Annotated in this window: 19 protein-coding genes, 2 tRNA genes, 2 rRNA genes and 1 pseudogene (1 of these 24 running past the window's edge); 12 read left to right on the top strand and 12 right to left on the bottom strand. The window is 41.0% G+C overall.

All coding sequences use genetic code 11. The features are described 5' to 3' along the window. Nucleotides 1–4: 4 nt before the first annotated feature. Nucleotides 5–1,060, bottom strand: coding sequence for a YkvI family membrane protein (locus KFQ09_RS09750; RefSeq protein WP_079919768.1), 1,056 nt, complete (start codon nt 1,058–1,060; stop codon nt 5–7). Nucleotides 1,061–1,132: 72 nt separating this feature from the next. On the opposite strand from KFQ09_RS09750, the gene yyaC reads away from it, so the two are divergent. Continuing rightward, nucleotides 1,133–1,759, top strand: a complete 627-nt coding sequence (gene yyaC / locus KFQ09_RS09745; RefSeq protein WP_135009457.1) for a spore protease YyaC — start codon at nt 1,133–1,135, stop codon at nt 1,757–1,759. A 25-nt stretch (nt 1,760–1,784) separates the two neighbouring features. Here the strand turns inward: yyaC and KFQ09_RS09740 are convergent, their stop codons facing one another. The 11 genes from KFQ09_RS09740 to rpmH form a co-directional block, all read right to left on the bottom strand. Next, a complete protein-coding gene (locus tag KFQ09_RS09740) occupies nt 1,785–2,639 on the bottom strand; it encodes a ParB/RepB/Spo0J family partition protein (RefSeq protein WP_017359871.1) in 855 nt (284 codons plus the stop codon). After that, on the bottom strand, nt 2,632–3,393 hold the full coding sequence (gene soj / locus KFQ09_RS09735; RefSeq protein ID WP_008360890.1) for a sporulation initiation inhibitor protein Soj: 762 nt from the start codon (nt 3,391–3,393) through the stop codon (nt 2,632–2,634). Before soj ends, KFQ09_RS09740 begins: the two co-directional genes overlap by 8 nt. A 238-nt stretch (nt 3,394–3,631) precedes the next feature. Next, a complete protein-coding gene (locus KFQ09_RS09730) occupies nt 3,632–4,468 on the bottom strand; it encodes a YiiX/YebB-like N1pC/P60 family cysteine hydrolase (RefSeq protein WP_144741044.1) in 837 nt (278 codons plus the stop codon). A gap of 129 nt (nt 4,469–4,597) precedes the next feature. Further along, nucleotides 4,598–5,473: a nucleoid occlusion protein gene (noc, locus tag KFQ09_RS09725; protein ID WP_144741041.1), complete on the bottom strand. Its 876-nt coding sequence runs from the start codon at nt 5,471–5,473 to the stop codon at nt 4,598–4,600. A gap of 105 nt (nt 5,474–5,578) precedes the next feature. After that, complete coding sequence (gene rsmG / locus KFQ09_RS09720; RefSeq protein ID WP_007497477.1) at nt 5,579–6,298, bottom strand: 16S rRNA (guanine(527)-N(7))-methyltransferase RsmG; 720 nt, start codon at nt 6,296–6,298, stop codon at nt 5,579–5,581. Nucleotides 6,299–6,311: 13 nt separating this feature from the next. After that, complete coding sequence (mnmG, locus tag KFQ09_RS09715; RefSeq protein ID WP_039169033.1) at nt 6,312–8,198, bottom strand: tRNA uridine-5-carboxymethylaminomethyl(34) synthesis enzyme MnmG; 1,887 nt, start codon at nt 8,196–8,198, stop codon at nt 6,312–6,314. A gap of 17 nt (nt 8,199–8,215) precedes the next feature. Beyond that, nucleotides 8,216–9,595, bottom strand: coding sequence for a tRNA uridine-5-carboxymethylaminomethyl(34) synthesis GTPase MnmE (mnmE, locus tag KFQ09_RS09710; protein ID WP_017359868.1), 1,380 nt, complete (start codon nt 9,593–9,595; stop codon nt 8,216–8,218). Nucleotides 9,596–9,997: 402 nt separating this feature from the next. Beyond that, on the bottom strand, nt 9,998–10,621 hold the full coding sequence (gene jag, locus KFQ09_RS09705) for an RNA-binding cell elongation regulator Jag/EloR (RefSeq protein ID WP_057078773.1): 624 nt from the start codon (nt 10,619–10,621) through the stop codon (nt 9,998–10,000). After that, nucleotides 10,618–11,400, bottom strand: a complete 783-nt coding sequence (gene spoIIIJ, locus KFQ09_RS09700) for a YidC family membrane integrase SpoIIIJ (protein WP_089374159.1) — start codon at nt 11,398–11,400, stop codon at nt 10,618–10,620. The genes jag and spoIIIJ overlap by 4 nt, the downstream gene beginning before the upstream one ends. A 158-nt stretch (nt 11,401–11,558) precedes the next feature. After that, the gene (rnpA, locus tag KFQ09_RS09695) at nt 11,559–11,918 is read right to left on the bottom strand and encodes a ribonuclease P protein component (protein WP_008347592.1); all 360 of its coding nucleotides are present in this window, start codon (nt 11,916–11,918) and stop codon (nt 11,559–11,561) included. A 78-nt stretch (nt 11,919–11,996) separates the two neighbouring features. Next, nucleotides 11,997–12,131 (bottom strand): 50S ribosomal protein L34, encoded by a 135-nt coding sequence (gene rpmH / locus KFQ09_RS09690; RefSeq protein ID WP_008360908.1) that lies wholly within the window; start codon nt 12,129–12,131, stop codon nt 11,997–11,999. 620 nt (nt 12,132–12,751) lie between these two features. Between rpmH and dnaA the strand changes: the two genes are divergently transcribed. From dnaA to KFQ09_RS09635, 11 genes and pseudogenes are all read left to right on the top strand, one after another. Continuing rightward, nucleotides 12,752–14,092 carry a chromosomal replication initiator protein DnaA gene (dnaA, locus tag KFQ09_RS09685; protein WP_008347594.1) on the top strand — a complete coding sequence of 447 codons (1,341 nt, stop codon included), beginning with the start codon at nt 12,752–12,754 and terminating at the stop codon, nt 14,090–14,092. 196 nt (nt 14,093–14,288) lie between these two features. Further along, entirely contained in the window at nt 14,289–15,425 is a 1,137-nt protein-coding gene (dnaN, locus tag KFQ09_RS09680; protein ID WP_008347596.1) for a DNA polymerase III subunit beta, read from the top strand. Between the two features lie 150 nt (nt 15,426–15,575). Continuing rightward, nucleotides 15,576–15,791 (top strand): S4 domain-containing protein YaaA, encoded by a 216-nt coding sequence (yaaA, locus tag KFQ09_RS09675; protein ID WP_008347598.1) that lies wholly within the window; start codon nt 15,576–15,578, stop codon nt 15,789–15,791. A gap of 16 nt (nt 15,792–15,807) precedes the next feature. Then, nucleotides 15,808–16,919, top strand: a pseudogene (recF, locus tag KFQ09_RS09670) (DNA replication/repair protein RecF). 17 nt (nt 16,920–16,936) lie between these two features. Further along, nucleotides 16,937–17,182 carry an extracellular matrix regulator RemB gene (gene remB / locus KFQ09_RS09665; protein ID WP_008347601.1) on the top strand — a complete coding sequence of 82 codons (246 nt, stop codon included), beginning with the start codon at nt 16,937–16,939 and terminating at the stop codon, nt 17,180–17,182. 57 nt (nt 17,183–17,239) lie between these two features. Beyond that, a complete protein-coding gene (gene gyrB / locus KFQ09_RS09660; RefSeq protein WP_025206585.1) occupies nt 17,240–19,156 on the top strand; it encodes a DNA topoisomerase (ATP-hydrolyzing) subunit B in 1,917 nt (638 codons plus the stop codon). A 233-nt stretch (nt 19,157–19,389) separates the two neighbouring features. After that, nucleotides 19,390–21,903, top strand: coding sequence for a DNA gyrase subunit A (gyrA, locus tag KFQ09_RS09655; RefSeq protein WP_050826821.1), 2,514 nt, complete (start codon nt 19,390–19,392; stop codon nt 21,901–21,903). 364 nt (nt 21,904–22,267) lie between these two features. Continuing rightward, nucleotides 22,268–23,815 (top strand): 16S ribosomal RNA (locus tag KFQ09_RS09650). A gap of 95 nt (nt 23,816–23,910) precedes the next feature. Next, a tRNA-Ile gene (locus KFQ09_RS09645) sits at nt 23,911–23,987 on the top strand. A gap of 14 nt (nt 23,988–24,001) precedes the next feature. Next, nucleotides 24,002–24,077 (top strand) — tRNA-Ala (locus tag KFQ09_RS09640). A gap of 98 nt (nt 24,078–24,175) precedes the next feature. Continuing rightward, nucleotides 24,176–24,960, top strand: a 23S ribosomal RNA gene (locus KFQ09_RS09635); it runs 2,145 nt beyond the window's last position. Together the 16S and 23S rRNA genes with 2 tRNA genes alongside form the textbook arrangement of a ribosomal RNA operon.

Below are 24,960 nucleotides of genomic sequence, written 5' to 3'. Positions count from 1 at the left end.
GTGTTTATTTTATTTTATCAGTATAATTTTTAGAACGGAAAAATATCTTTTTACTTAAAATCGGATACAGCATTAAACAGACAAGCAAATAAAGATTGAGCAAGCTGTAAATCGGATACAAGAAAGCAATTAAATCAGCAAATCCAAGAGAGGTTAAAGGTGCCATCAAAAGAAGCATGATGAATACAATGAACCAGCGGGGCATTCGTACAAAAGAGAGCATGCGGCTGGATAAACCAAATAATCCCGCAGCAGTTGTTGTATAAATCGCTAAACAAAGAACAATGGTCATAAACACAAACAATGATGTTGGTGCCCCCTCTAATACTGTAAACAAAGGAATCCCTTCTGCTGAAAGACTCCCAGAAATATCAACTAGTATTTCGTTATACACATAAGAAATGACACCAAAAATCAAACCGCTTAATATACTTGCAACCTTGGCCTCTCCAAGCCCCTTCATTTCTTTCCCCACTGAAGATAGCACCGCCACAACAGATAATATATTCAAAGAAGCAAAGACGATACTGGCAGGCCAATTGTATTGCTGGCCAAAATCAATTCTCCACATATGATCATGATTCATATAATAAAAAACAAACGCATAGATGAGCCCCGCCACCAAAATTGGTATAATGAAGGCATTCACAGATAAGAGCCCTTTCACATCCCAGAAAAAAATCATAAATGAGAATAAACAAAATGCACCGATTCCAACCCAAAATGGCACATGATACATCTCAAGTGTCACCCCGCCACCGGCAATCATGACTGTTGTTGTCGTGAATAGATAAAGAACAATTAAAATATCATACACCTTGGCCAGCCAAGGACCTACAAGACGCTCTAACACCGGCACAAAATGATCAGCACGCACCTCATAACTGATTTTTAACACCACATAGGTCGACAGCATAAACATGAGCGTAAACAGTAGAATGGCTAGTCCGCTATCAAGGCCAAAAAACTGCCAAATTTCTTGACCAGAGGCATATCCCGCTCCTATCAAGCTTCCTAAAATTAAAAGCGTCCACCTTGAACCAGCCTTCCACACAATCATCACCTCATAGGTATAGAATTAAGCTTGTTTCCGTATACTGTTACTAACTACTATGACAAGGAAGTGAGACCTATGAATAGCAAGAACGGTCTTTTTTTAAGAAATAGGGTGAAAGAATACGTGTCCCATACGGATACAAATGCCATTCAGCAGCTTAAAAGTATTTTATTCTCGCATCTTCAGAAAGCAGGAAAAAGACCCGTTGCCATCGTCTGCATAGGAACAGACCGCTCAACCGGTGACTCTCTAGGTCCACTTGTAGGAACAAAGCTTTCAAGTCTTGATTTAAAAAAGCTGCATGTATACGGCACTCTCTCTGACCCAGTGCATGCGGTCAATTTAAAGGAAAAGCTCGCTGAAATTGAACAAGCTCATAAACACCCATTTATCGTAGCCGTTGATGCCTGTTTAGGGAGAGTGAAAAGTGTAGGATCGTTTCAAATTGGAGAAGGACCGTTAAAGCCCGGTGCAGGTGTGCAAAAAGATCTTCCAGAAGTAGGCAATATTCATATTAATGGAATCGTCAACGTGAGCGGTTTTATGGAATACTTCGTTCTCCAAAACACACGTCTTCATCTTGTGATGTCTATGGCCAATACACTGTCTGAAAGTCTATCCCACATTGATCAAATGGATTGGACGAGAGAAAAAAGCCGTTCTCTCTTCACCCCTATTCAAAATATCACGGGAAGAATATAAAAAAGACCATCTCATATCAAGATGGTCATTCCGATGATTCTCTCGTAGAAAGCAATTCAAGGATTCTTTCTAAATCTTCATTTGAGAGAAATTCAATCTCAATTTTCCCTTTTTTCTTCTGTTTCTTGATCGTCACTGAAGTACCAAAGTAATTTTGTAAGAAAGATTCTCTTTCTTTCAACATGCGATCCTTTGGTGCTTCTTTTTTCTTTGTTTCACGTGGAACATTTTCATTTAATTGCTGAACAAGTTTCTCAACCTGACGGACATTTAATCCTTCGTCCACGACCTTCTTTACCAATGGCGCCAGCTTCTTTTTGTTTTTCAAACTAAGCAGCGTGCGTCCATGTCCCATGGATAATGTTCCATCTGCAATCAGCTTCTGTACTTCATCCGGTAATGTTAATAAACGAAGGTGGTTCGCAATATGCGGTCTGCTTTTGCCTAATCGCTTGGCTAATTCCTCCTGAGTCACACTTAAGTGATCTAGTAAGGAGGCATAGGCTTCCGCTTCCTCTAATGGAGATAAATCCTCGCGCTGTAAGTTTTCTAAAAGAGCGATCTCCCTCATCAGTGTTTCTGAAAATTCCCTGACGATCGCAGGAATCGTTGTCAAACCAGCTTGTTGTGCTGCACGGAAACGGCGTTCTCCTGCGACAATGTCATATCCTTTAATCGATTTACGAACAATAATCGGCTGTAAAACACCGTGCTGCTGAATTGATTCTTTGAGATCAGACAATGCATCATCATCAAACGTTTTCCTTGGCTGATAAGGGTTTGGGCGCAAATCCTTCAACTTAATTTCTTCGACAGTTTCTTCATTGGAATCCACATTGTTAAATAGCGCATTAATACCCTTTCCAAGACCTTTAGCCATTCGCGTCCACTTCCTTTGCTAAGTCTAAATAGACATCTGCACCTCTTGAACGTGGATCATACAAGATAATAGGTTTCCCATGACTAGGCGCTTCACTTAGTCTCACATTCCTCGGAATCACAGTCTGATAGACTTTATCTCTAAAGTATTTTTTTACTTCTTCGATGACTTGGATTCCAAGATTTGTTCTTGCATCAAGCATTGTCAGTAAGACACCTTCAATGGCAAGGTCGGTATTTAGATGTTTCTGCACAAGACGAACCGTATTCAACAATTGACTCAATCCTTCAAGTGCATAATATTCACACTGAACCGGTATTAAAACAGAATCGGATGCAGTTAACGCATTAATCGTCAGTAACCCAAGTGATGGCGGGCAGTCAATAATCATATAATCATAATTTTGCTTCACAGATTCAAGTGCTCTTTTCAGCCTCACTTCACGTGAGATCGTAGGCACAAGCTCAATTTCCGCCCCTGCAAGCTGTATCGTCGCAGGAATGACATCAAGATTTTCGACCTCTGTCGTCTTAATCACATCAAGTACATCTGCATCGTCTACTAAAATATCGTACACGCACTTCTCTACATCGGCCTTCTCAATCCCAATACCACTCGTGGCATTTCCCTGCGGATCAATATCAACTAACAACACTCGTTTTCCTATGTATGCTAAACACGCACCCAAATTAACAGAAGTTGTCGTCTTCCCAACGCCGCCCTTCTGGTTGGTAATCGCTATGATTTTCCCCACGATGTCACCCACTTTCAACTTAACAAGTTTCTCATTCATTCATACTTCCTATTCTATCAAAAAAAGTATGAAACGTTTGCTTTTTTTGTTTCTCCATTATAAATTCGTGAATGAATCTGTGTTTCCGTACATGGATAGATGCATAAAAATGCGCTTCGAAGATATATTAATATATCTTTTTGAAGAAAATAACGAGACAAAAAACCCCCACTTTTCCTGAAAAGTGAGGGAGATACAATCAAAAGTTTAGCCCGCCAATTTTTCGGCCTTCACTTACAATGACTTTAGGTGTCACTGTTTTATAGTTCTTCTTTTTCAAAAAACCATAGGGTGCTTTAATGGTAAATGTCGCATGTCCAACAGCGTCCCCGGTTTTCGCGTAAGCCTGCCATACAATCTTTGAACAATAAGTAGGGTCCAAGGATTGAATAGACATAGTGATCGAATATCGAGCCTTTGGATGGTCTTTCACGTAATCATGCGCCCAATTCCCTGCTAAATCTGCCTTTTCCTGATGATTAATCCGAATCACCTTTGTATTGGCACTATAGCGAAACCAACTCTGAATGGAATCAATATTTGGATGCTGCCGGAACCCAGGAATGGATGCATAGCTTTTCTCATTAATGACGATGCCTGCATGACCAATTAAACCATTCAAAGCACCAGTGCTCGTCACCAATATATCCCCTTTTTGAGGCATAATATCGGTTCCAGGATACGGTTTACCAAAAAGATGGCGAATGGTATTCGGCCTTTCATCCGTTACCATTTCATCCTGTTTGTTTTGCCTTAAACCATAGTTCTCCAAATCATCATCAGCTGTGATCACATCGATCGCATCGTCCTGAGACGCTTGCTCTTGATTTAATTGTTGAACCGTTACATCTGTCGAAACCACACCTTGTTTCTTCAGAGTACTCAGTTCTTCTTTCGTAATCGTTTCTTCTTCCGCTGAATGAGTATCATGATTCGTTGACGTGCTCACAGCAAACACAGTCGTTTCATTTGAAAAAAGAGAAAAAGAGATTAGTAAATAACAGATAATAGCAAAAATAGTCTTTTTCATTTTCATCGGTTATATGTCACCTCCCTTCTACTATGAAAATCATATTTTACCAATTAATTAATAATAAGTAAATATCATGAATTTAAAGGATGGAAAGACAAAAAAAGCTGACGAGTAATGCTCATCAGCTTTTTTCTATTTAGGAATGCGAATGGTTAATTGGATATATTCCTCAAATTCTTCTTCCTCGGTATTTATTTTAAGTCCGCTATCTTCTACCATATGGAGAGACTGACGAATGGTATTCATCGCAATTCGCGTATCTCGGCTAAACGCCTTACGTTTCGGCTTCGGTTTGCGATCTGTTTTTTGTTCAAGCATCTTCACTACACGCTCTTCAGTCTGTTTCACATTCAGCTGCTTTTCGATGATTTCCTGCAACAGCGTGATTTGTAATTCTGGAAGCTTTAAAGGTACAAGTGAACGGGCATGCCTCTCAGAGATTTTTTTCTCCAAAATGGCTTGCTGTACCTCTTCAGGCAACTTTAAAAGTCTTAGTTTGTTTGCAACAGTCGATTGTCCCTTACCTAAACGCTGAGCAAGCGCTTCTTGCGTTAAATCATGAAGCTCTAAAAGACGTGCATAAGCATGAGCCTCTTCAATTGCAGACAGCTCTTCTCTTTGCAAATTTTCAATCAATGCCACAGATGCCGTTTCCGTATCAGTAAAATCTTTTATAATAGCGGGGATTTTCTCCCATTGAAGAGTTTGTACCGCTCTCCAACGTCTTTCGCCGGCGATCAGTTCATATTTTCCTTCTTCTTCTGTTGGTCTAACAACAATCGGTTGAATAATGCCATGGGTATGAATGGTTGTGGCCAGCTCTTGTATCTTTTCTTCTGAAAAAATGGTGCGTGGCTGAAAACGGTTAGGCATAATTGTGTCGACCGGGAGCTCCTGTATCTCTTCCTTTAATGTATCATGCTCAGCAATCTCTGCCTCTATTTCGGTATCACGCTCAGGATGTTCTTTGTCACCAAGCCCGAAGAAGCGTGAGAGTGAATGCTTCATGAACCTACACCACCTTTAAAAACTACCTTTTTATAATTCTATTTTCTCATGTTTTTTCCTTCTGTAAAATCATAAATATTGAAGAAAAACCGACCTTTTACATGATCAACCCTCTATTGGCGATTTATTAGGTGTTCCTGGTTTTCTAGGATATTTTTTTGGTGTTTGTTTTTTCTTTTCAATGACAATGATGTTCCGTTCGCTTTCTTCTAAAGGAAGAACAAAGGAATGCTTTTCAACAACCTCTCCTCCGAGGACAGTAACGGCTTTTTTTCCTGCTTGCATCTCTTCATCTGCAGCAGATGCTTTTAATGCAACAAACAAACCTTCCTTTTTCACAAGAGGCAGGCATAGTTCGCTCAAGACAGATAAGCGCGCAACTGCTCTAGCGGTGACAAGGTCATAGCTTTCACGTTGATCTTTACGTTGTCCAAAGGTCTCCGCACGATCATGATAAAAAGTAGTATCTTGTAAGTTTAACCCTTTTGCTAACTCATTGAGAAACGTAATGCGTTTCTGGAGAGAATCAACAATGGTCACATGTAGATGAGGGAAACAAATTTTAAGAGGAATGCTTGGAAAACCAGCACCAGCTCCAATATCACAAATTGTTGTCACATTGTGAAAATCAATAAAAAATGCTGCTGATATCGAGTCATAAAAATGCTTTAAATATACTTCTTCCTTTTCTGTAATGGACGTTAAATTCATCTTCTCGTTCCATTCTACAAGCATATGGAAGTAAGTTTCAAATTGTTCAAGCTGCACTGGAGAAAGAGTGATCCCTTTCTCCTCTAGTGCTGCTGTAAATTGTTCAATGTTCATGCCGACATCCTTTCTACTCTGCTATCTTCGCAATACGTCCCTGCTCCAAATACACTAAAAGGATAGAAATATCAGCAGGGTTAACGCCTGAAATACGAGAAGCCTGTGCAACAGAAAGCGGTCGGACTTCTTTTAGCTTTTGCTTCGCTTCAGTTGCAATCCCTTTGATGGCATCATAATCGATTCGATCCGGAATCTTTTTATTTTCCATCTTTTTCAGCTTTTCAACTTGTTGGAGCGACTTTTCAATATAACCTTCATATTTAATTTGAATCTCTACCTGTTCACACACATCAGCAGGAAGCGGTGTGTCAGCAGGAGCTAGTTTCACAACAGATTCATAGTTCATCTCTGGACGCTTCATCAGATCACTAGCGCGAATACCGTCCTTCAATTCACTTCCACCAAGAGAACGGATATATTCCTGTGTCTCTGCTGTAGGTTTAATAATGACAGAATATAAACGTTTTTTCTCTGCTTCAATAGCCTCTTTTTTCTGTGTGAATGCTTGGAATCTCTCTTCAGAAATTAAACCAATGTTATATCCAAGTTCCGTTAATCTTAAATCAGCATTGTCATGACGCAGAAGTAAGCGGTACTCTGCACGAGAAGTTAAAAGACGGTAAGGTTCATTTGTACCCTTCGTGACAAGATCATCAATGAGAACACCGATATATGCATCAGATCGGCTTAAAATGACTTCTTCTTTACCCAATGCTTTTCTTCCTGCATTGATACCTGCCATAATTCCTTGACCTGCAGCTTCCTCATAACCAGAGGTACCATTAATTTGGCCAGCTGTATATAATCCAGAAATTTTCTTCGTCTCAAGTGTCGGCCACAATTGTGTAGGCACAATCGCATCATACTCAATGGCATAACCCGCTCGCATCATTTGTACATTTTCAAGCCCTGGAATGGTTGACAGCATTCGCTGCTGTACATCCTCTGGCAGACTTGTAGATAAACCTTGAACATACACTTCTTGCGTATTACGGCCTTCTGGCTCTAAGAAAATTTGATGTCTCGGTTTATCATTAAAACGAACCACCTTATCCTCAATGGACGGGCAGTATCTAGGACCTGTTCCTTTAATCATACCTGAATACATAGGAGAACGGTGAAGATTCTCATCAATAATTTGATGAGTTTCTAAACTCGTGTATGTTAACCAGCATGGTAATTGATCTGTAATATATTCCACAGTTTCATAAGAAAACGCACGTGGCACATCGTCACCTGGTTGAATTTCCGTCTTACTATAATCAATCGAGTGGCTGTTTACTCGAGGTGGTGTCCCAGTTTTAAAGCGAACCAAATCGAATCCTAATTCTGCTAGATGATCCGATAATTTAATGGAAGGCTGCTGATTATTAGGACCGCTTGAATAAGAAAGATCCCCTAAAATAATGCGGCCTTTTAAGAAAGTACCAGTCGTTAGAACAACAGACTTCGCGCGATAATTTGCACCTGTTTGAGTCACAACACCTTTACATTCATCATCTTCTACAATTAAATGGTCTACCATCCCTTGCAACATTGTTAGGTTTGGTTCATTTTCCATTGTTTTTTTCATTTCGTGCTGATATTGAAACTTATCTGCTTGCGCTCTTAACGCACGGACAGCAGGTCCTTTCCCAGTATTCAGCATACGCATTTGAATATGCGTCTTATCTATATTTCGTGCCATTTCTCCGCCTAGCGCATCAATTTCTCTGACGACAATCCCTTTAGCGGGACCTCCTACGGACGGATTACATGGCATAAAAGCAACCATATCGAGATTGATGGTCAATACAAGTGTTTTGGCGCCCTGTCTTGCAGAAGCAAGAGCAGCCTCAACACCAGCATGACCGGCACCGACGACGATTACATCATATTGGCCAGCTTCATAACCCATTTCTTTTGTTCCTCCCTTTACTTTCCTAAACAGAATTGAGAGAATAACTGATCGATTAAGCTTTCATGAACAGCATCCCCAATAATTTCACCTAGCTGCTCCCAGCAGCGTGTTAAATCTATTTGAACAATGTCGATCGGTACATCCATTTCAATTCCTTCTAGAGCATCCTCAATCGATTGTTTTGCTTCTTGAAGGAGCGCAATATGCCTAGTATTGCTTACATACGTTAAATCTCCACTTTCAATTGAGCCAGTGAAGAATAAAGATTGAATGGCCATTTCAAGCTCATCAATCCCTTTTTCTTGTAATAAAGATGTTGTCACGACTGGACGATCTTTCGCTAACTCTTTTACTTTTTCTACATCAAGTTTAGGCTCAAGATCAGTCTTATTGACAATCACAATAATATCCATACCCGAGACAGCCTCAAATAGCTTAATATCTTCCTCAGATAACTCTTCACTATAATTGAGCACAAGTAAAATCAGGTCAGCTTCTTTTAAGACCTGTCTTGATCGTTCGACCCCAATACGCTCAACAATGTCTTCAGTCTCACGTATACCCGCAGTATCTACTAAACGGAGCGGTACTCCTCTTACATTCACATATTCCTCGATGACATCTCTGGTTGTTCCAGGAATATCGGTCACAATCGCCTTTGTTTCCTGAACAAGACTATTTAATAAGGAAGACTTCCCAACATTTGGCCTTCCAATAATAACAGTAGATAAACCCTCACGTAGGATTTTCCCCTGCTGTGAAGTCGTTAGAAGCGATTCAATTTCCTTTTTCACAGATGTCGCCTTTTCAACTAAGACTCGATGTGTCATTTCTTCCACATCGTCATACTCTGGATAATCAATATTCACTTCTACATGGGCAAGTGTCTCCAATATCTCACCACGAAGACGTTTAATCAAACCGGAGAGACGTCCCTCCATTTGAGTCATTGCGACATTCATCGCACGGTCAGTCTTTGCACGAATCAAGTCCATTACGGCTTCTGCTTGTGACAAGTCGATTCTTCCATTTAGGAAAGCACGTTTTGTAAACTCACCTGGCTCCGCTAATCTCGCTCCTTCTTTTAAAGCAAGCTGCAAGACTTTATTGACCGTGACAATTCCGCCATGGCAGTTGATCTCAATAACGTCTTCTCTCGTAAATGTTTTTGGCGCTCTTAATACAGACACCATGACCTCTTCTATCACTTGCTCGGTACTTGAATCTACAATATGACCATAATGAATGGTATGAGAATCCACTGATACAAGTTTTTTCTCCTTAGGCCCCTTATACATGCGATCAGCAATCTGAACTGCATCAGGCCCGCTTAAACGTATAATGGCAATTGCCCCTTCACCCATTGGTGTAGAAATTGCTGCAATTGTATCCACCGCTCATTCACCTCTTTCTCTATTCAATAGACAGTCTTATATCAATTAAATGGACGTTGTCCATCTCTATATCAAAAACGCTTAATCCAAAATTTAAAGATACCATAAATGCATGCGAAGCGAAAGTAGCCCACATTTAATTATCCACAGTTTTGCACCCTGTCTATTTTAACACTTAACTTATCCACATGTGAATAACGACGTTCTAAACTTGTCTTCACATCTTACACCTAAATCCAATAAATTAAAACGCCCTTCTCCCTTTGCAACTAAGGGAAAATGACGTTTTCGATCTAAATAACACACTAACTTTTTAGAAATAAAGGAGGAATCTACTATTAAAAGGTAATTTTTCAATAAAAAAAGACTAAAATCCAGCTTTGCTGAATCTTAGCCTTTCTGCTATTTTTTATACATCACCACAACATGACGCTTGCTGCCTGTATCTTCGGATGCCGTGGCAAGTTCTTTAGAAAATGCTGCAATCGTATCATGAACGACTTTTCGTTCATTCGAAGGCATCGGTTCTAAATGAACCTTTCTCTTCGTTTTTAAAACACGGTTTGCCGTTTTGATTGCATATTGTTCAAGTGCTTCTTGTCGTTTCTTCCTATAATCTCCAATATCAATTGTAATATGATGATACTGATCAGAATAACGATTAAACACTAACTGCACCAAGGTTTCTAAAGAGTACAGTGTTTGTCCTCTTTTTCCAATCATTAATGAAGTTTTGTCTCCATTAATGTGAAAAGAGATCTTTTTCGTTTCTTTTTTCGAAACAATGTTTGCTTTAGGATCAATTGATTTAACAATTTTATCTAAATACTGTGTTGCTAATTTGAGCGCATCTCGCTTTTCTACTAACTTGACAACAGCTTGTCTTTTACCAAATAATCCTAAAAACCCTTTGTTTCCTTCATCTACTATTGTGATATCTACTTCTTCTTGTAGTAGTTGAATTTGTTTCAGTCCGGAATCTACTGCTTCTTCGACTGTGCGACCGACAGCAGTTATTTCCTTCATTTTTTGTTCCCGCCAGCTTTTTCTTTTGTATCAACTTTTACTTGAGGTGTTTTAATGACCAAAGTTTGAATGATCATGAAAATGTTACCTACAACCCAGTACAGTGAAAGTGCCGCTGGGAAACTGATTGCAAATACAATGATCATAATTGGCATCACCCAAAGCATAATCGCCATTTGAGGGTTGTCCGAAGGATTTCCAGCCATCATTAGCTTCTGCTGAATAAAAGTAGCTACACCTGCAATAATCGGTAGCAGGAATAATGGATCTGGACTGCCTAAGTCAAACCATAAGAAAGTATGCTTCTTGATTTCAGCTGTTCTCATGATCGCATGATAAAAACCAATTAAGATTGGCATTTGAATTAAGATTGGGAAACACCCTGCTAATGGATTTACACCATTCTTTTGGAAAAGAGCCATTGTTTCCTGTTGAAGCTGCTGCTGTGTTTTTTGATCTTTTGAGCTATATTTTTCACGAAGCTTCTTTAGTTCTGGCTGAAGTGCTTGCATTGCTTTTGTACTTCTTAATTGTTTAATCATTAATGGTAAAATGAGCAAACGAATCAAAAGAGTTACAATAATAATCGCTACACCATAGTTTTCACCAGTTAAGTTTGCCATGTAAGTGATTAATTGAGATAGCGGGTATACAATGTAAGAATTCCAGAATCCCTTACTATCTGATGTGATTGGTTCATTGATTTGTGTACATCCTGCCAATAGAACCAACACGCCAATCAAGCTAAATATTAGTAATAATCGCCTTTTCAACAAGATTCCTCCCATTACTTCAAACTTTATTTAAGTTGGAATTGATTACGAAAGTGACTCACCTAATCAGTATGGTAACATTTTTTCATTACAAAGTGGTGGTTTCATTTTAATTCACTAGATGAAGGAAGCGCTTTTAAAAATTGATTCAACGAAAGTTTCTATTACGAAGACTTTTTCGGTTGTTGTTGATAAACAGCGGATTTTCTAAATAAATGCTGGAGAGACTTCTTTGTTTCTTCAAAGGTCAATTCGCTTGCTGGTTTTCGTGCGATAACAATGTAGTCTTTTTCTTGCTTTAGCTTATGACCTTCCTCTAAGAACACCTGACGGATCAGTCGTTTAATCCGGTTTCTTATCACTGCATTACCTATCTTCTTACTGACAGACAATCCTAAACGCAGTTCTTCTTGATTTGGTTGGTCCAGCTGATAAATGACGAATTGGCGATTAGCCATTGATTGACCTTTTTTGAACACTGTTTGAAACTCTTCATTTTTTTTTAGCCTGTTTCGCTTCTTCATGTTTTCTTCCACTCCGATAAAAACTGACAGTTCATTTACGATTTTATGTAAAAAAGACCACTGACATTATTCAGTGGCCTAAGCTGATAATTTTTTTCTACCTTTGCTGCGGCGTCGCTTTAAAACTAGACGTCCGTTTTTAGAACTCATACGGCTGCGGAAGCCATGAACTTTACTACGCTTACGGTTATTTGGTTGAAACGTTCTTTTCATTTATGACACCTCCCTGAGGAATAGCTGTTTAAGACAGTCTAACTCATTATATTTGTGTAACCCATCGATTGTCAATATCAATGATAAAACTCTTATTATCAACCTTATAAGCATAACACAAGTTATCAAGTGAAGAAACCTTCTTTTTTAGTTTCCAGCATTTTATTCTTTTTTTCCTTCAAAAAAACCTTCAAAACAAGGTTGTGGATATTTTTCCGGCATATTTTGACTATCCACATCCATTATCGACATTTTTTTCACACAAATAACCTATGTGGATAATTATTTTTCAACAGGATGTAAAGTGTGTGGATAAGTTTGTGACACCCATTGCACCATCTTGTTTATTTTGATATTATATTTGTGTTTTAACTCTTAATTACTTATCTGGCCTATTTATCTTATCCACAATTTGTGGATAACCTGTGGAAAGTTATTACACAGCTTGTTGAATTGTTTATCCACAACCTGTGTAATTTGTCGAAAAGACGTTTTTCTACTATATTAATTGTTTTCAACAAAGTATGTGCACGAATGGTGATGACCATTTGCTCTTTTTCGTGTTCTATAACAGTTTGATACTGGTCATTTTAAAAAGAAAAGGAGGGGGGAGAAGCCTTATGGAAAATATTTTGGATCTGTGGAATAAAGCACTTCAAAAAATAGAGACAAAATTGAGCAAACCTAGTTTTGAAACATGGATGAAGTCCACTAAAGCCCATTCTCTTCAAGGAGATACGCTGACTATTACTGCACCTAATGAATTTGCAAGAGACTGGCTCGAGTCAAGATACCTTCACTTAATTGCAGATACCATCTATGAACTGACAGGCGAAGAGCTCAGCATCAAATTTATCATTCCTCAAAATCAGGACGAAGAGGAAGCCATGCCAAAATCTCCAATCAAAAAAATGTCGAAAGAAGAACCCGTTGAAATTCCACAAAATATGCTGAATCCAAAATATACATTTGATACTTTTGTTATTGGTTCAGGCAACCGTTTTGCTCATGCCGCTTCACTTGCAGTCGCAGAAGCACCAGCAAAAGCATATAACCCGCTTTTTATTTATGGGGGCGTTGGTTTAGGAAAGACTCACTTAATGCATGCGATCGGTCATTACGTTATCGACCATAATCCATCAGCCAAAGTGGTCTATCTATCATCTGAAAAATTTACAAATGAATTTATCAACTCAATCCGGGACAACAAAGCAGTCGATTTCCGTAATCGCTATCGGAATGTAGATGTGCTTTTGATAGATGATATTCAATTTTTAGCAGGAAAAGAACAAACACAAGAAGAGTTTTTCCATACATTCAACACACTTCACGAAGAAAGTAAGCAAATCGTCATTTCTAGTGACCGGCCGCCAAAGGAAATTCCGACACTTGAAGACAGATTACGCTCTCGATTCGAATGGGGCTTAATTACAGACATTACCCCGCCAGATCTAGAAACGCGTATTGCGATCTTACGTAAAAAAGCAAAAGCAGAAGGTTTAGACATTCCGAATGAAGTCATGCTTTATATTGCCAATCAAATCGACAGCAACATTCGGGAACTGGAAGGTGCTTTGATTCGTGTCGTTGCTTACTCTTCTTTAATTAATAAAGACATCAATGCTGATCTAGCAGCTGAAGCCCTAAAGGACATCATTCCTTCATCAAAACCTAAGGTGATTACAATTAAAGATATTCAAAGAATTGTAGGGCAGCAATTTAATATTCGATTAGAAGATTTCAAAGCGAAGAAACGTACGAAATCAGTTGCTTATCCAAGACAAATTGCGATGTATCTCTCTAGAGAAATGACAGATTCCTCTCTACCTAAAATCGGAGAAGAATTTGGTGGACGAGATCATACGACCGTCATTCATGCTCATGAGAAAATTTCAAAATTAATCGTTGAAGATGAACAGCTTCAGCAGCATGTCAAAGAGATCAAAGAACAACTAAAATAATCAAGCTGATAAGATAAGTACGGGAAAATGTGAATAACTAGAGCATAGTCATACACAGTCTGTCCACATGTGGATAGGCTGTCTTTCCTTTCTTTCTACTGACTTATCCACATATTCACAAGCCCTACTAGTACTTCTACGATTTTTATTAAATAAATATATATACATGTCATTAAGAAAAATTAGGAGGACCACTATGAAATTCACGATTCAAAAAGATCGTCTTGTTGAAAGTGTCCAAGATGTATTAAAGGCCGTATCCTCTAGAACAACGATTCCTATTTTGACAGGGATTAAAATTGTTGCATCTGACGAAGGGGTTTCTCTCACAGGGAGCGATTCTGATATCTCAATCGAATCTTTTATTCCTCAAAGAGATGGAGATTTAGAAGTCATTACAATTGATCGACCAGGAAGTATTGTGCTGCAAGCCCGCTTCTTTAGCGAAATCGTTAAGAAACTGCCTATGTCTACTGTCGAAATTGAGGTAGAACAAAATCATCTAACCATCATCCGCTCTGGTTCAGCAGAATTTAATTTAAACGGCTTAGATGCTGAAGAATATCCGCATCTGCCACAAATTGAAGAGCATCATGCTTTTCAAATTCCAACAGATTTGCTTAAAAACCTTATCCGTCAAACGGTTTTCGCAGTGTCCACCTCAGAAACACGACCTATCTTGACAGGTGTAAACTGGAAGGTTGAAAAAGGTGAATTAATATGCACAGCAACGGATAGCCATCGCCTTGCTTTAAGAAAAGCGAAGTTGGATATTAACGAGGAAAGCTCGTACAATGTGGTCATTCCTGGAAAGAGTTTAACAGAGCTAAGTAAAATTCTTGATGATGGACAAGATCTTGTGAGCATCGTCATTACGGAGACACAGGTTCTCTTTAAAGCACAGAACGTGCTGTTCTTCTCAAGATTGCTGGATGGTAATTACCCAGATACAGCTCGCCTCATTCCGCAAGAAAGTAAAACGGATGTAGTGGTGAATACGAAAGAATTCCTTCAAGCGATTGATCGCGCGTCACTTTTAGCAAGAGAAGGTCGTAACAACGTTGTGAAGCTTTCTGCTGATCCTGCGCAAAGCCTTGAAATCTCTTCTAATTCGCCTGAAATCGGTAAAGTAGTTGAAACGGTGCAAGCAGATGACATTAAAGGGGAGGATCTCAAAATCTCTTTCAGTCCGAAATATATGCTTGATGCTTTAAAAGTATTAGAGGGAACAGAGATTCATGTCAGTTTCACTGGCGCAATGAGACCATTCCTATTGCGTACGCCAAATGATGATTCCATTTTGCAATTGATTCTTCCAGTTAGAACGTATTAATTTGGTCTAAAATGGCTGCTGTGTGAGCGCACAGCAGCTTTTTTCCTCATTTCCTCTGCTTTCTTTCATCCCAGTTCGCTTTCCCCCTTTCCTTCTGGTCTTGTTTTTTAGTACAATTAGATATTAGTGATATTGAAAGAGGTCGATACAATGCCTAATCTGATAACGATTGAAACAGAAATGATTACATTAGGGCAGTTTTTGAAATTAGCCGAAGTCATTCAATCTGGTGGAATGGCGAAGTGGTTTTTAAGTGAACATGAGGTGTTCATTAATCAAGAGCCAGATAATAGACGGGGACGCAAATTATACCCAGGAGATGTTGTCGAGATAGAAGGTCACGGCACATTTCAAGTTGTGAATTAGAAACGGGTGACAATACATGTACATTCAAAGTCTGGCGTTAACTTCATACCGAAACTATGAACACACCGAGCTTCAATTCGACAATAAGGTGAATGTGATGATTGGTGAGAACGCCCAAGGTAAAACGAACCTGATGGAAGCGATCTATGTATTGTCGATGGCAAAGTCTCATCGTACGTCAAATGATAAAGAACTTATCCGATGGGACGAAGACTATGCTAAAATAGAAGGTAGAGTCATCAAAAAAAATGGTCCACTCCCCATGCAGCTCGTGATCTCAAAAAAAGGAAAAAAGGGCAAGGTCAATCACATTGAACAACAGAAACTCAGTCATTATGTTGGTGCCTTGAACACCATCATGTTTGCACCAGAGGATCTCAGCCTTGTGAAAGGTAGCCCGCAAATCCGCAGAAGATTCCTCGACATGGAGATTGGACAAGTGTCTGCTGTCTACTTGCATGATTTATCGCTCTATCAAAAAATCCTCACTCAGCGAAATCATTACTTGAAACAATTGCAAACAAGAAAGCAAACGGATCAAACGATGCTGGAGATTTTAACAGAGCAGTTGATTGATGCGGCAGCGAAGGTTGTCAAAAGACGACTGACTTTTACGAAACAGCTCGAAAAATGGGCGCAGCCGCTGCATTTTGGGATTTCAAGAGAGCTGGAAACGCTCACGCTCCAATACCAGACGGCCATAGAGGTATCAGAAGCGTCAGACTTGTCGAAAATAAAAAATAGCTATGAAGAATCGTTTCAGAAACTAAGAGACAGAGAAATAGACCGAGGGGTGACGCTATGGGGCCTCACAGAGATGATCTTCTTTTCTTTGTGAATGGTCGGGATGTTCAGACATATGGCTCTCAAGGGCAGCAAAGAACAACAGCTCTTTCACTAAAGCTGGCAGAAATTGATCTGATTCATGAAGAAATCGGTGAATACCCAATTCTTCTACTCGATGATGTTTTATCTGAACTTGATGATTACAGACAGTCTCATTTGCTCCATACCATTCAGGGACGTGTACAGACCTTTGTCACCACTACGAGTGTTGAAGGCATCGATCACGCCACCCTGAAAGAAGCGGAAATTTTCAGAGTAGCCAGTGGAAAAGTAATTGACTGATAAATGAGGTGTGAGTCTTGTATATTCATTTAGGTGATGATTGTGTTGTTTCTACACGAGAGATTGTCGCAATTGTTGATTACAAAATGAGGTCATCTTCTGTTGTAGAGGAATTTCTTCAAAAACAAGAAGAACAAATCATTTCATTGTCTCATGGGACACCCAAATCCATCGTCGTCACAACTGAATCCGTGTATTACTCTCCTCTTTCCTCAAGCACGCTCAAAAAACGTGCTTCATTTGTGATTGAAATTGAAGTCTAAAAGCTCAATTCATATAAATATATCGTTTAAGAAAAGTGTAGGTGAATGTACGTGGCAATGGAACAGCAACATAATAGTTATGATGAAAATCAGATACAGGTGCTCGAAGGACTAGAAGCGGTTAGAAAACGTCCAGGAATGTACATTGGGTCAACCAGTGCAAAAGGACTTCACCATCTTGTATGGGAAATTGTCGACAACAGTATTGATGAGGCTTTAGCTGGTTATTGTACAGACATTACAGTGCAAATTGAAAAAGATAATAGCATCACAGTGAAAGATAACGGCCGCGGAATTCCTGTTGGGATTCACGAAAAAATGGGGCGTCCTGCTGTAGAAGTGATTATGACGGTTCTTCACGCTGGTGGTAAATTTGACGGCAGCGGTTATAAAGTATCTGGCGGTCTGCATGGTGTAGGGGCATCTGTTGTTAATGCGTTATCTACGACCTTGGACGTGACCGTATACCGTGATGGAAAAATTCATTACCAGCAATTCAAACGCGGTGTTCCAGTTGGAGATTTAGAGATCATCGGTGAAACAGATGTAACAGGGACAACCACTCATTTTGTGCCAGATCCAGAAATTTTCACTGAAACCATTGAATTTGATTACGACACACTTGCTAACCGTGTACGTGAGTTAGCTTTCTTAACAAAAGGCGTCAACATCATCATTGAAGACTTACGTGAAGGCAAAGAACGAAGAAACGAATACTGCTATGAAGGCGGTATTAAGAGCTATGTAGAACATTTGAATCGCTCGAAGGAAGTCGTTCATGAAGAACCAGTTTACATCGAGGGTGAAAAAGACGGAATCACCGTTGAAGTTGCACTGCAATACAACGATTCCTATACAAGCAATATTTATTCTTTCGCCAATAACATCAACACATATGAAGGCGGATCACACGAAGCTGGCTTTAAAACCGGTCTGACGCGTGTCATCAATGATTATGCTCGTAAAAATGGCGTATTCAAAGATGGTGACTCGAATTTGAGCGGAGAAGATGTACGAGAAGGCTTGACAGCCATTATCTCTATCAAACATCCAGACCCTCAATTCGAAGGACAAACGAAGACAAAGCTCGGTAACTCAGAAGCAAGAACCATTACCGACTCCCTCTTCTCCGAAGCACTTGAGAAATTCCTCTTAGAGAACCCTGATGCTGCAAAGAAAATTGTGGAGAAAGGTGTGATGGCAGCTCGTGCAAGAATGGCTGCCAAAAAGGCACGTGAGCTGACAAGACGTAAAAGTGCACTGGAAGTCTCTAGCTTGCCTGGGAAACTGGCAGACTGTTCTTCTAAAGATCCTTCCATCTCTGAGCTTTATATCGTAGAGGGAGATTCTGCGGGCGGATCTGCTAAGCAAGGTCGTGATCGACATTTCCAAGCGATCTTACCGTTAAGAGGGAAGATCCTAAACGTTGAAAAAGCCCGACTAGATAAAATTTTATCTAACAACGAGGTTCGTTCAATGATTACAGCGCTAGGGACTGGAATCGGAGAAGACTTCACTTTAGAGAAAGCACGTTATCACAAAATTGTGATCATGACTGATGCTGATGTTGATGGAGCGCATATACGGACGCTACTCCTAACATTCTTCTATCGCTACATGCGTGAAATCATTGAAAACGGTTATGTGTATATTGCACAGCCGCCTTTATATAAAGTACAGCAAGGAAAACGTGTTGAATACGTGTATAACGATAAACAGCTAGATGAACTGTTAAAAACGCTGCCTCAAACACCGAAACCTGGACTTCAGCGTTATAAAGGTCTTGGAGAGATGAATGCTACTCAGCTTTGGGAAACAACAATGGATCCTGATGCGAGAACACTTCTTCAAGTGACACTTGAGGATGCAATCGATGCTGATGAGACTTTTGAAATGCTAATGGGAGATAAAGTAGAGCCGAGACGTAACTTTATCGAAGAAAATGCACAATACGTAAAAAATCTTGATATTTAGATAGGTATCCCCCTTGAGAGCAACCTTATTTCTTGTTTGGAATAAGGTTGTTTTTCAAGAAACAGGGGCGTGAAACGAATGTCCTGGTTTTCTGCGTTTCGTTGATTTTCTAGTAAATAAATGTGTATAAAGGCAAGATTATTGATATAATGGAGAATAGTCTTGTGAAGATAAATACATATTTTACTCCCACATAATTTATTTCATGTGATACGTAAAGGGAGGTTCTTATAGTGAGTGAACAACATACACCAAATGTACGCGAAGTGAATATTAGCCATGAAATGCGTACGTCCTTTTTAGATTATGCAATGAGTGTTATTGTTTCGCGTGCATTACCAGATGTGCGAGACGGATTGAAGCCCGTGCATCGAAGAATTTTGTATGCGATGAATGACCTAGGTATGACAAGTGATAAACCATTTAAGAAATCTGCTCGTATCGTTGGGGAAGTTATCGGTAAGTACCACCCTCACGGTGATAGCGCTGTATATGAAGCGATGGTTCGGATGGCGCAAGATTTCAACTATCGTAATATGCTGGTTGAAGGGCACGGGAACTTTGGTTCTGTCGATGGAGACGGTGCAGCAGCCATGCGTTATACCGAGGCACGTCTTTCTAAAATTTCGATGGAGATCCTGCGTGATATCACAAAGGACACCATTGATTATCAAGATAACTACGATGGCAGCGAAAGAGAGCCAGTCGTTATGCCTGCTAGGTTCCCGAACTTATTAGTGAACGGGGCAACTGGAATTGCTGTAGGGATGGCAACGAATATCCCGCCTCACCAACTGGGTGAAGTGATTGATGGGGTATTGGCAATTAGTCAAAATCCTGAAATGACGACACAGGAACTAATGGACATCATTCCAGGTCCAGACTTCCCAACTGCGGGACAAATCATTGGCCGAAGCGGTATTCGTAAAGCGTATGAAACAGGACGCGGCTCTATTACATTACGTGCAAAGTCAAATATCGAAGAAACATCTAGTGGTAAGCAGCGCATTATCATCAATGAGATTCCTTACCAGGTTAACAAAGCTCGTTTGATCGAAAAAATCGCTGATCTTGTCCGTGATAAAAAGATTGATGGCATTACAGATCTTCGTGATGAATCTGACCGTAATGGAATGAGAATCGTCATTGAACTACGAAGAGACGCAAACGTCCATGTTCTATTAAACAATCTTTATAAACAAACGACACTTCAAACGTCTTTCGGTATTAACTTGCTTGCACTTGTTGATGGACAGCCGAAAGTGTTGTCTCTCAAACAATGTCTCGAATATTACCTTGAGCATCAGAAAGTGATCATTCGTCGAAGAACGGCGTATGAATTGCGTAAAGCAGAAGCAAGAGCTCATATTTTAGAAGGCTTAAGAATTGCGCTTGATCACTTAGATGAGGTCATTGCCTTAATTAGAGGCTCTCAAACTGCTGAAATTGCAAGAAATGGTTTGATGGAAAACTATAGCTTGTCTGAAAAACAAGCACAGGCCATTCTCGATATGCGACTCCAGCGTTTGACTGGTTTAGAAAGAGAGAAAATAGAAGATGAATACAAAGGGCTTGTTGAATTGATTGCTGAATTGAAAGCCATTCTAGCAGACAATGAGAAAGTTCTAGAAATCATTAGAGAAGAATTAACAGAAATCAAAGAACGCTTCAATGATACGCGCCGCACAGAAATTGTGACAGCGGGTATAGAAACAATCGAAGACGAAGATTTGATTCCTGTTGAAAATATTGTGATCACACTGACTCATAATGGTTATATTAAGCGCCTGCCTGCATCAACATACCGCAGTCAAAAAAGAGGCGGTAAAGGTGTACAAGGAATGGGAACCAACGAAGATGATTTCGTTGAACAGCTGATCTCAACATCGACGCACGATACGATTCTCTTCTTCTCTAATAAAGGGAAGGTCTATCGAGCAAAGGGCTATGAGATCCCTGAATTCGGACGAACAGCGAAAGGGATTCCGATTATTAACCTTCTTGAAGTAGAAAAGGGAGAGTGGATAAACGCCATTATTCCAGTCAGCGAATTTGATGAAGATTCGTATCTCTTCTTTACAACAAGACACGGTGTATCGAAACGAACGTCATTGTCTCAATTTGCAAACATCCGAAACAACGGTTTGATTGCACTCAGCCTGCGTGATGAAGATGAATTGATGGCTGTTCGTTTAACCAATGGTGAAAAACAAATCATCATCGGAACGAAAAAAGGAATGCTCATTCGTTTCGACGAGACAGATGTTCGTGAAATGGGACGTACAGCAGCTGGAGTTAAAGGGATCACACTTTCTGAGGATGACATCGTCGTTGGAATGGAAATCCTTGAGCCAGATGCAAACGTATTGATCGTAACTGAAAAAGGTTATGGTAAATTAACGCCTGAAAAAGAATATCGTGTCCAAAGCCGTGGTGGTAAAGGTCTGAAAACGTGCAAGATCACTGACAACAACGGTCCGCTTGTTGCAGTGAAGGCGACTAACGCTGAAGCTGAAGAAGACTTGATGATTATTACAGGTAGTGGTGTCATCATCCGTATGGCCGTTTCAGATATCTCCACAACAGGCCGAGTCACTCAAGGTGTCCGCCTGATCCGTCTAGGTGATGATGAACATGTCGCTACAGTGGCATTAGTAGAACAATCACCAGAAGACGATGAAGAGAATAGTGAAGAAAACGTAGAAAACGTAGAAAATGTAGAGTCAGATCAAGAGCAATCTGAGTAAAAATAAAGCCGGTTTTTCGCCGGCTTTATTTTTTTTTGAAAAAACATGATTTTTTTTGAAGTTTATAATGCTTTTTTCATAGATATGTGTTAACCTTTCAAAGGAGCAAAAAGAGGCTCTATTTTTTTATCTCTTTCATAACAAAAACTTCTTAAAAAAATAAAATGTTTTTCAAGAAAAATGTTGACTATTGATAGAGATATATGATATATTTAAGTGGTCGCTTTGAGAGAGTGACCAACAAGTTCTTTGAAAACTAAACAAGACAAAACGTACCTGTTAATTCGAGTTTTTATAAAAAATCCTATGATACATCATAGGTAGTCAGTCAAACTGGCGAAAAGCAAAACTTCGGTTTTGTACTTTTTCGGAGAGTTTGATCCTGGCTCAGGACGAACGCTGGCGGCGTGCCTAATACATGCAAGTCGAGCGGACAGAAGGGAGCTTGCTCCCGGATGTTAGCGGCGGACGGGTGAGTAACACGTGGGTAACCTGCCTGTAAGACTGGGATAACTCCGGGAAACCGGAGCTAATACCGGATAGTTCCTTGAACCGCATGGTTCAAGGATGAAAGACGGTTTCGGCTGTCACTTACAGATGGACCCGCGGCGCATTAGCTAGTTGGTGAGGTAACGGCTCACCAAGGCGACGATGCGTAGCCGACCTGAGAGGGTGATCGGCCACACTGGGACTGAGACACGGCCCAGACTCCTACGGGAGGCAGCAGTAGGGAATCTTCCGCAATGGACGAAAGTCTGACGGAGCAACGCCGCGTGAGTGATGAAGGTTTTCGGATCGTAAAGCTCTGTTGTTAGGGAAGAACAAGTGCAAGAGTAACTGCTTGCACCTTGACGGTACCTAACCAGAAAGCCACGGCTAACTACGTGCCAGCAGCCGCGGTAATACGTAGGTGGCAAGCGTTGTCCGGAATTATTGGGCGTAAAGGGCTCGCAGGCGGTTTCTTAAGTCTGATGTGAAAGCCCCCGGCTCAACCGGGGAGGGTCATTGGAAACTGGGAAACTTGAGTGCAGAAGAGGAGAGTGGAATTCCACGTGTAGCGGTGAAATGCGTAGAGATGTGGAGGAACACCAGTGGCGAAGGCGACTCTCTGGTCTGTAACTGACGCTGAGGAGCGAAAGCGTGGGGAGCGAACAGGATTAGATACCCTGGTAGTCCACGCCGTAAACGATGAGTGCTAAGTGTTAGGGGGTTTCCGCCCCTTAGTGCTGCAGCTAACGCATTAAGCACTCCGCCTGGGGAGTACGGTCGCAAGACTGAAACTCAAAGGAATTGACGGGGCCCGCACAAGCGGTGGAGCATGTGGTTTAATTCGAAGCAACGCGAAGAACCTTACCAGGTCTTGACATCCTCTGACAACCCTAGAGATAGGGCTTTCCCTTCGGGGACAGAGTGACAGGTGGTGCATGGTTGTCGTCAGCTCGTGTCGTGAGATGTTGGGTTAAGTCCCGCAACGAGCGCAACCCTTGATCTTAGTTGCCAGCATTCAGTTGGGCACTCTAAGGTGACTGCCGGTGACAAACCGGAGGAAGGTGGGGATGACGTCAAATCATCATGCCCCTTATGACCTGGGCTACACACGTGCTACAATGGACAGAACAAAGGGCTGCGAGATCGCAAGGTTTAGCCAATCCCACAAATCTGTTCTCAGTTCGGATCGCAGTCTGCAACTCGACTGCGTGAAGCTGGAATCGCTAGTAATCGCGGATCAGCATGCCGCGGTGAATACGTTCCCGGGCCTTGTACACACCGCCCGTCACACCACGAGAGTTTGCAACACCCGAAGTCGGTGAGGTAACCTTTATGGAGCCAGCCGCCGAAGGTGGGGCAGATGATTGGGGTGAAGTCGTAACAAGGTAGCCGTATCGGAAGGTGCGGCTGGATCACCTCCTTTCTAAGGATATATGGAGCAGCGTATGTTTTCGTCTTGTTTAGTTTTGAAGGAACTTGCAAAAGATCCTACAACATCATATCTTCGATATGAAAGATGGGCCTGTAGCTCAGCTGGTTAGAGCGCACGCCTGATAAGCGTGAGGTCGGTGGTTCGAGTCCACTCAGGCCCACCATCTTCTATTAAATCGGGGCCTTAGCTCAGCTGGGAGAGCGCCTGCCTTGCACGCAGGAGGTCAGCGGTTCGATCCCGCTAGGCTCCACCAACGTGTTCTTTGAAAACTAGATAACAATAAGTAATACATTCACATTGAATGCAATGCAAAGTTCATCACACATAGTGATTCTTTCTAAAGTAAGAAATGGTTAAGTTAGAAAGGGCGCACGGTGGATGCCTTGGCACTAGGAGCCGATGAAGGACGGGACGAACACCGATATGCTTCGGGGAGCTGTAAGCAAGCTTTGATCCGGAGATTTCCGAATGGGGAAACCCACTGCTCGTAATGGAGTAGTATCCATACTTGAATACATAGAGTATGAGAAGGCATACCCGGGGAACTGAAACATCTAAGTACCCGGAGGAAGAGAAAGCAAATGCGATTCCCTGAGTAGCGGCGAGCGAAACGGGAACAGCCCAAACCAAGAGGCTTGCCTCTTGGGGTTGTAGGACACTCTATACGGAGTTACAAAGGAACGATATAAGCGAAGAGGTCTGGAAAGGCCCGCCAAAGAAGGTAACAGCCCTGTAACTGAAATGTTGTTCTCTCCAGAGTGGATCCTGAGTACGGCGGAACACGTGAAATTCCGTCGGAATCCGGGAGGACCATCTCCCAAGGCTAAATACTCCCTAGTGACCGATAGTGAACCAGTACCGTGAGGGAAAGGTGAAAAGCACCCCGGAAGGGGAGTGAAATAGATCCTGAAACCGTGTGCCTACAAGTAGTCAGAGCCCGTTAACGGGTGATGGCGTGCCTTTTGTAGAATGAACCGGCGAGTTACGATCCCGTGCAAGGTTAAGCAGAAAATGCGGAGCCGCAGCGAAAGCGAGTCTGAATAGGGCGCATGAGTACGTGGTCGTAGACCCGAAACCAGGTGATCTACCCATGTCCAGGGTGAAGTTCAGGTAACACTGAATGGAGGCCCGAACCC

The sequence above is a fragment of the Bacillus sp. FS02 genome, assembly GCF_024398395.1.
Taxonomy (GTDB): domain Bacteria; phylum Bacillota; class Bacilli; order Bacillales; family Bacillaceae; genus Bacillus; species Bacillus altitudinis.
Note: the sequence above shows the minus strand (reverse complement) of the source record. Positions and strands in the feature narration are given on the sequence as shown.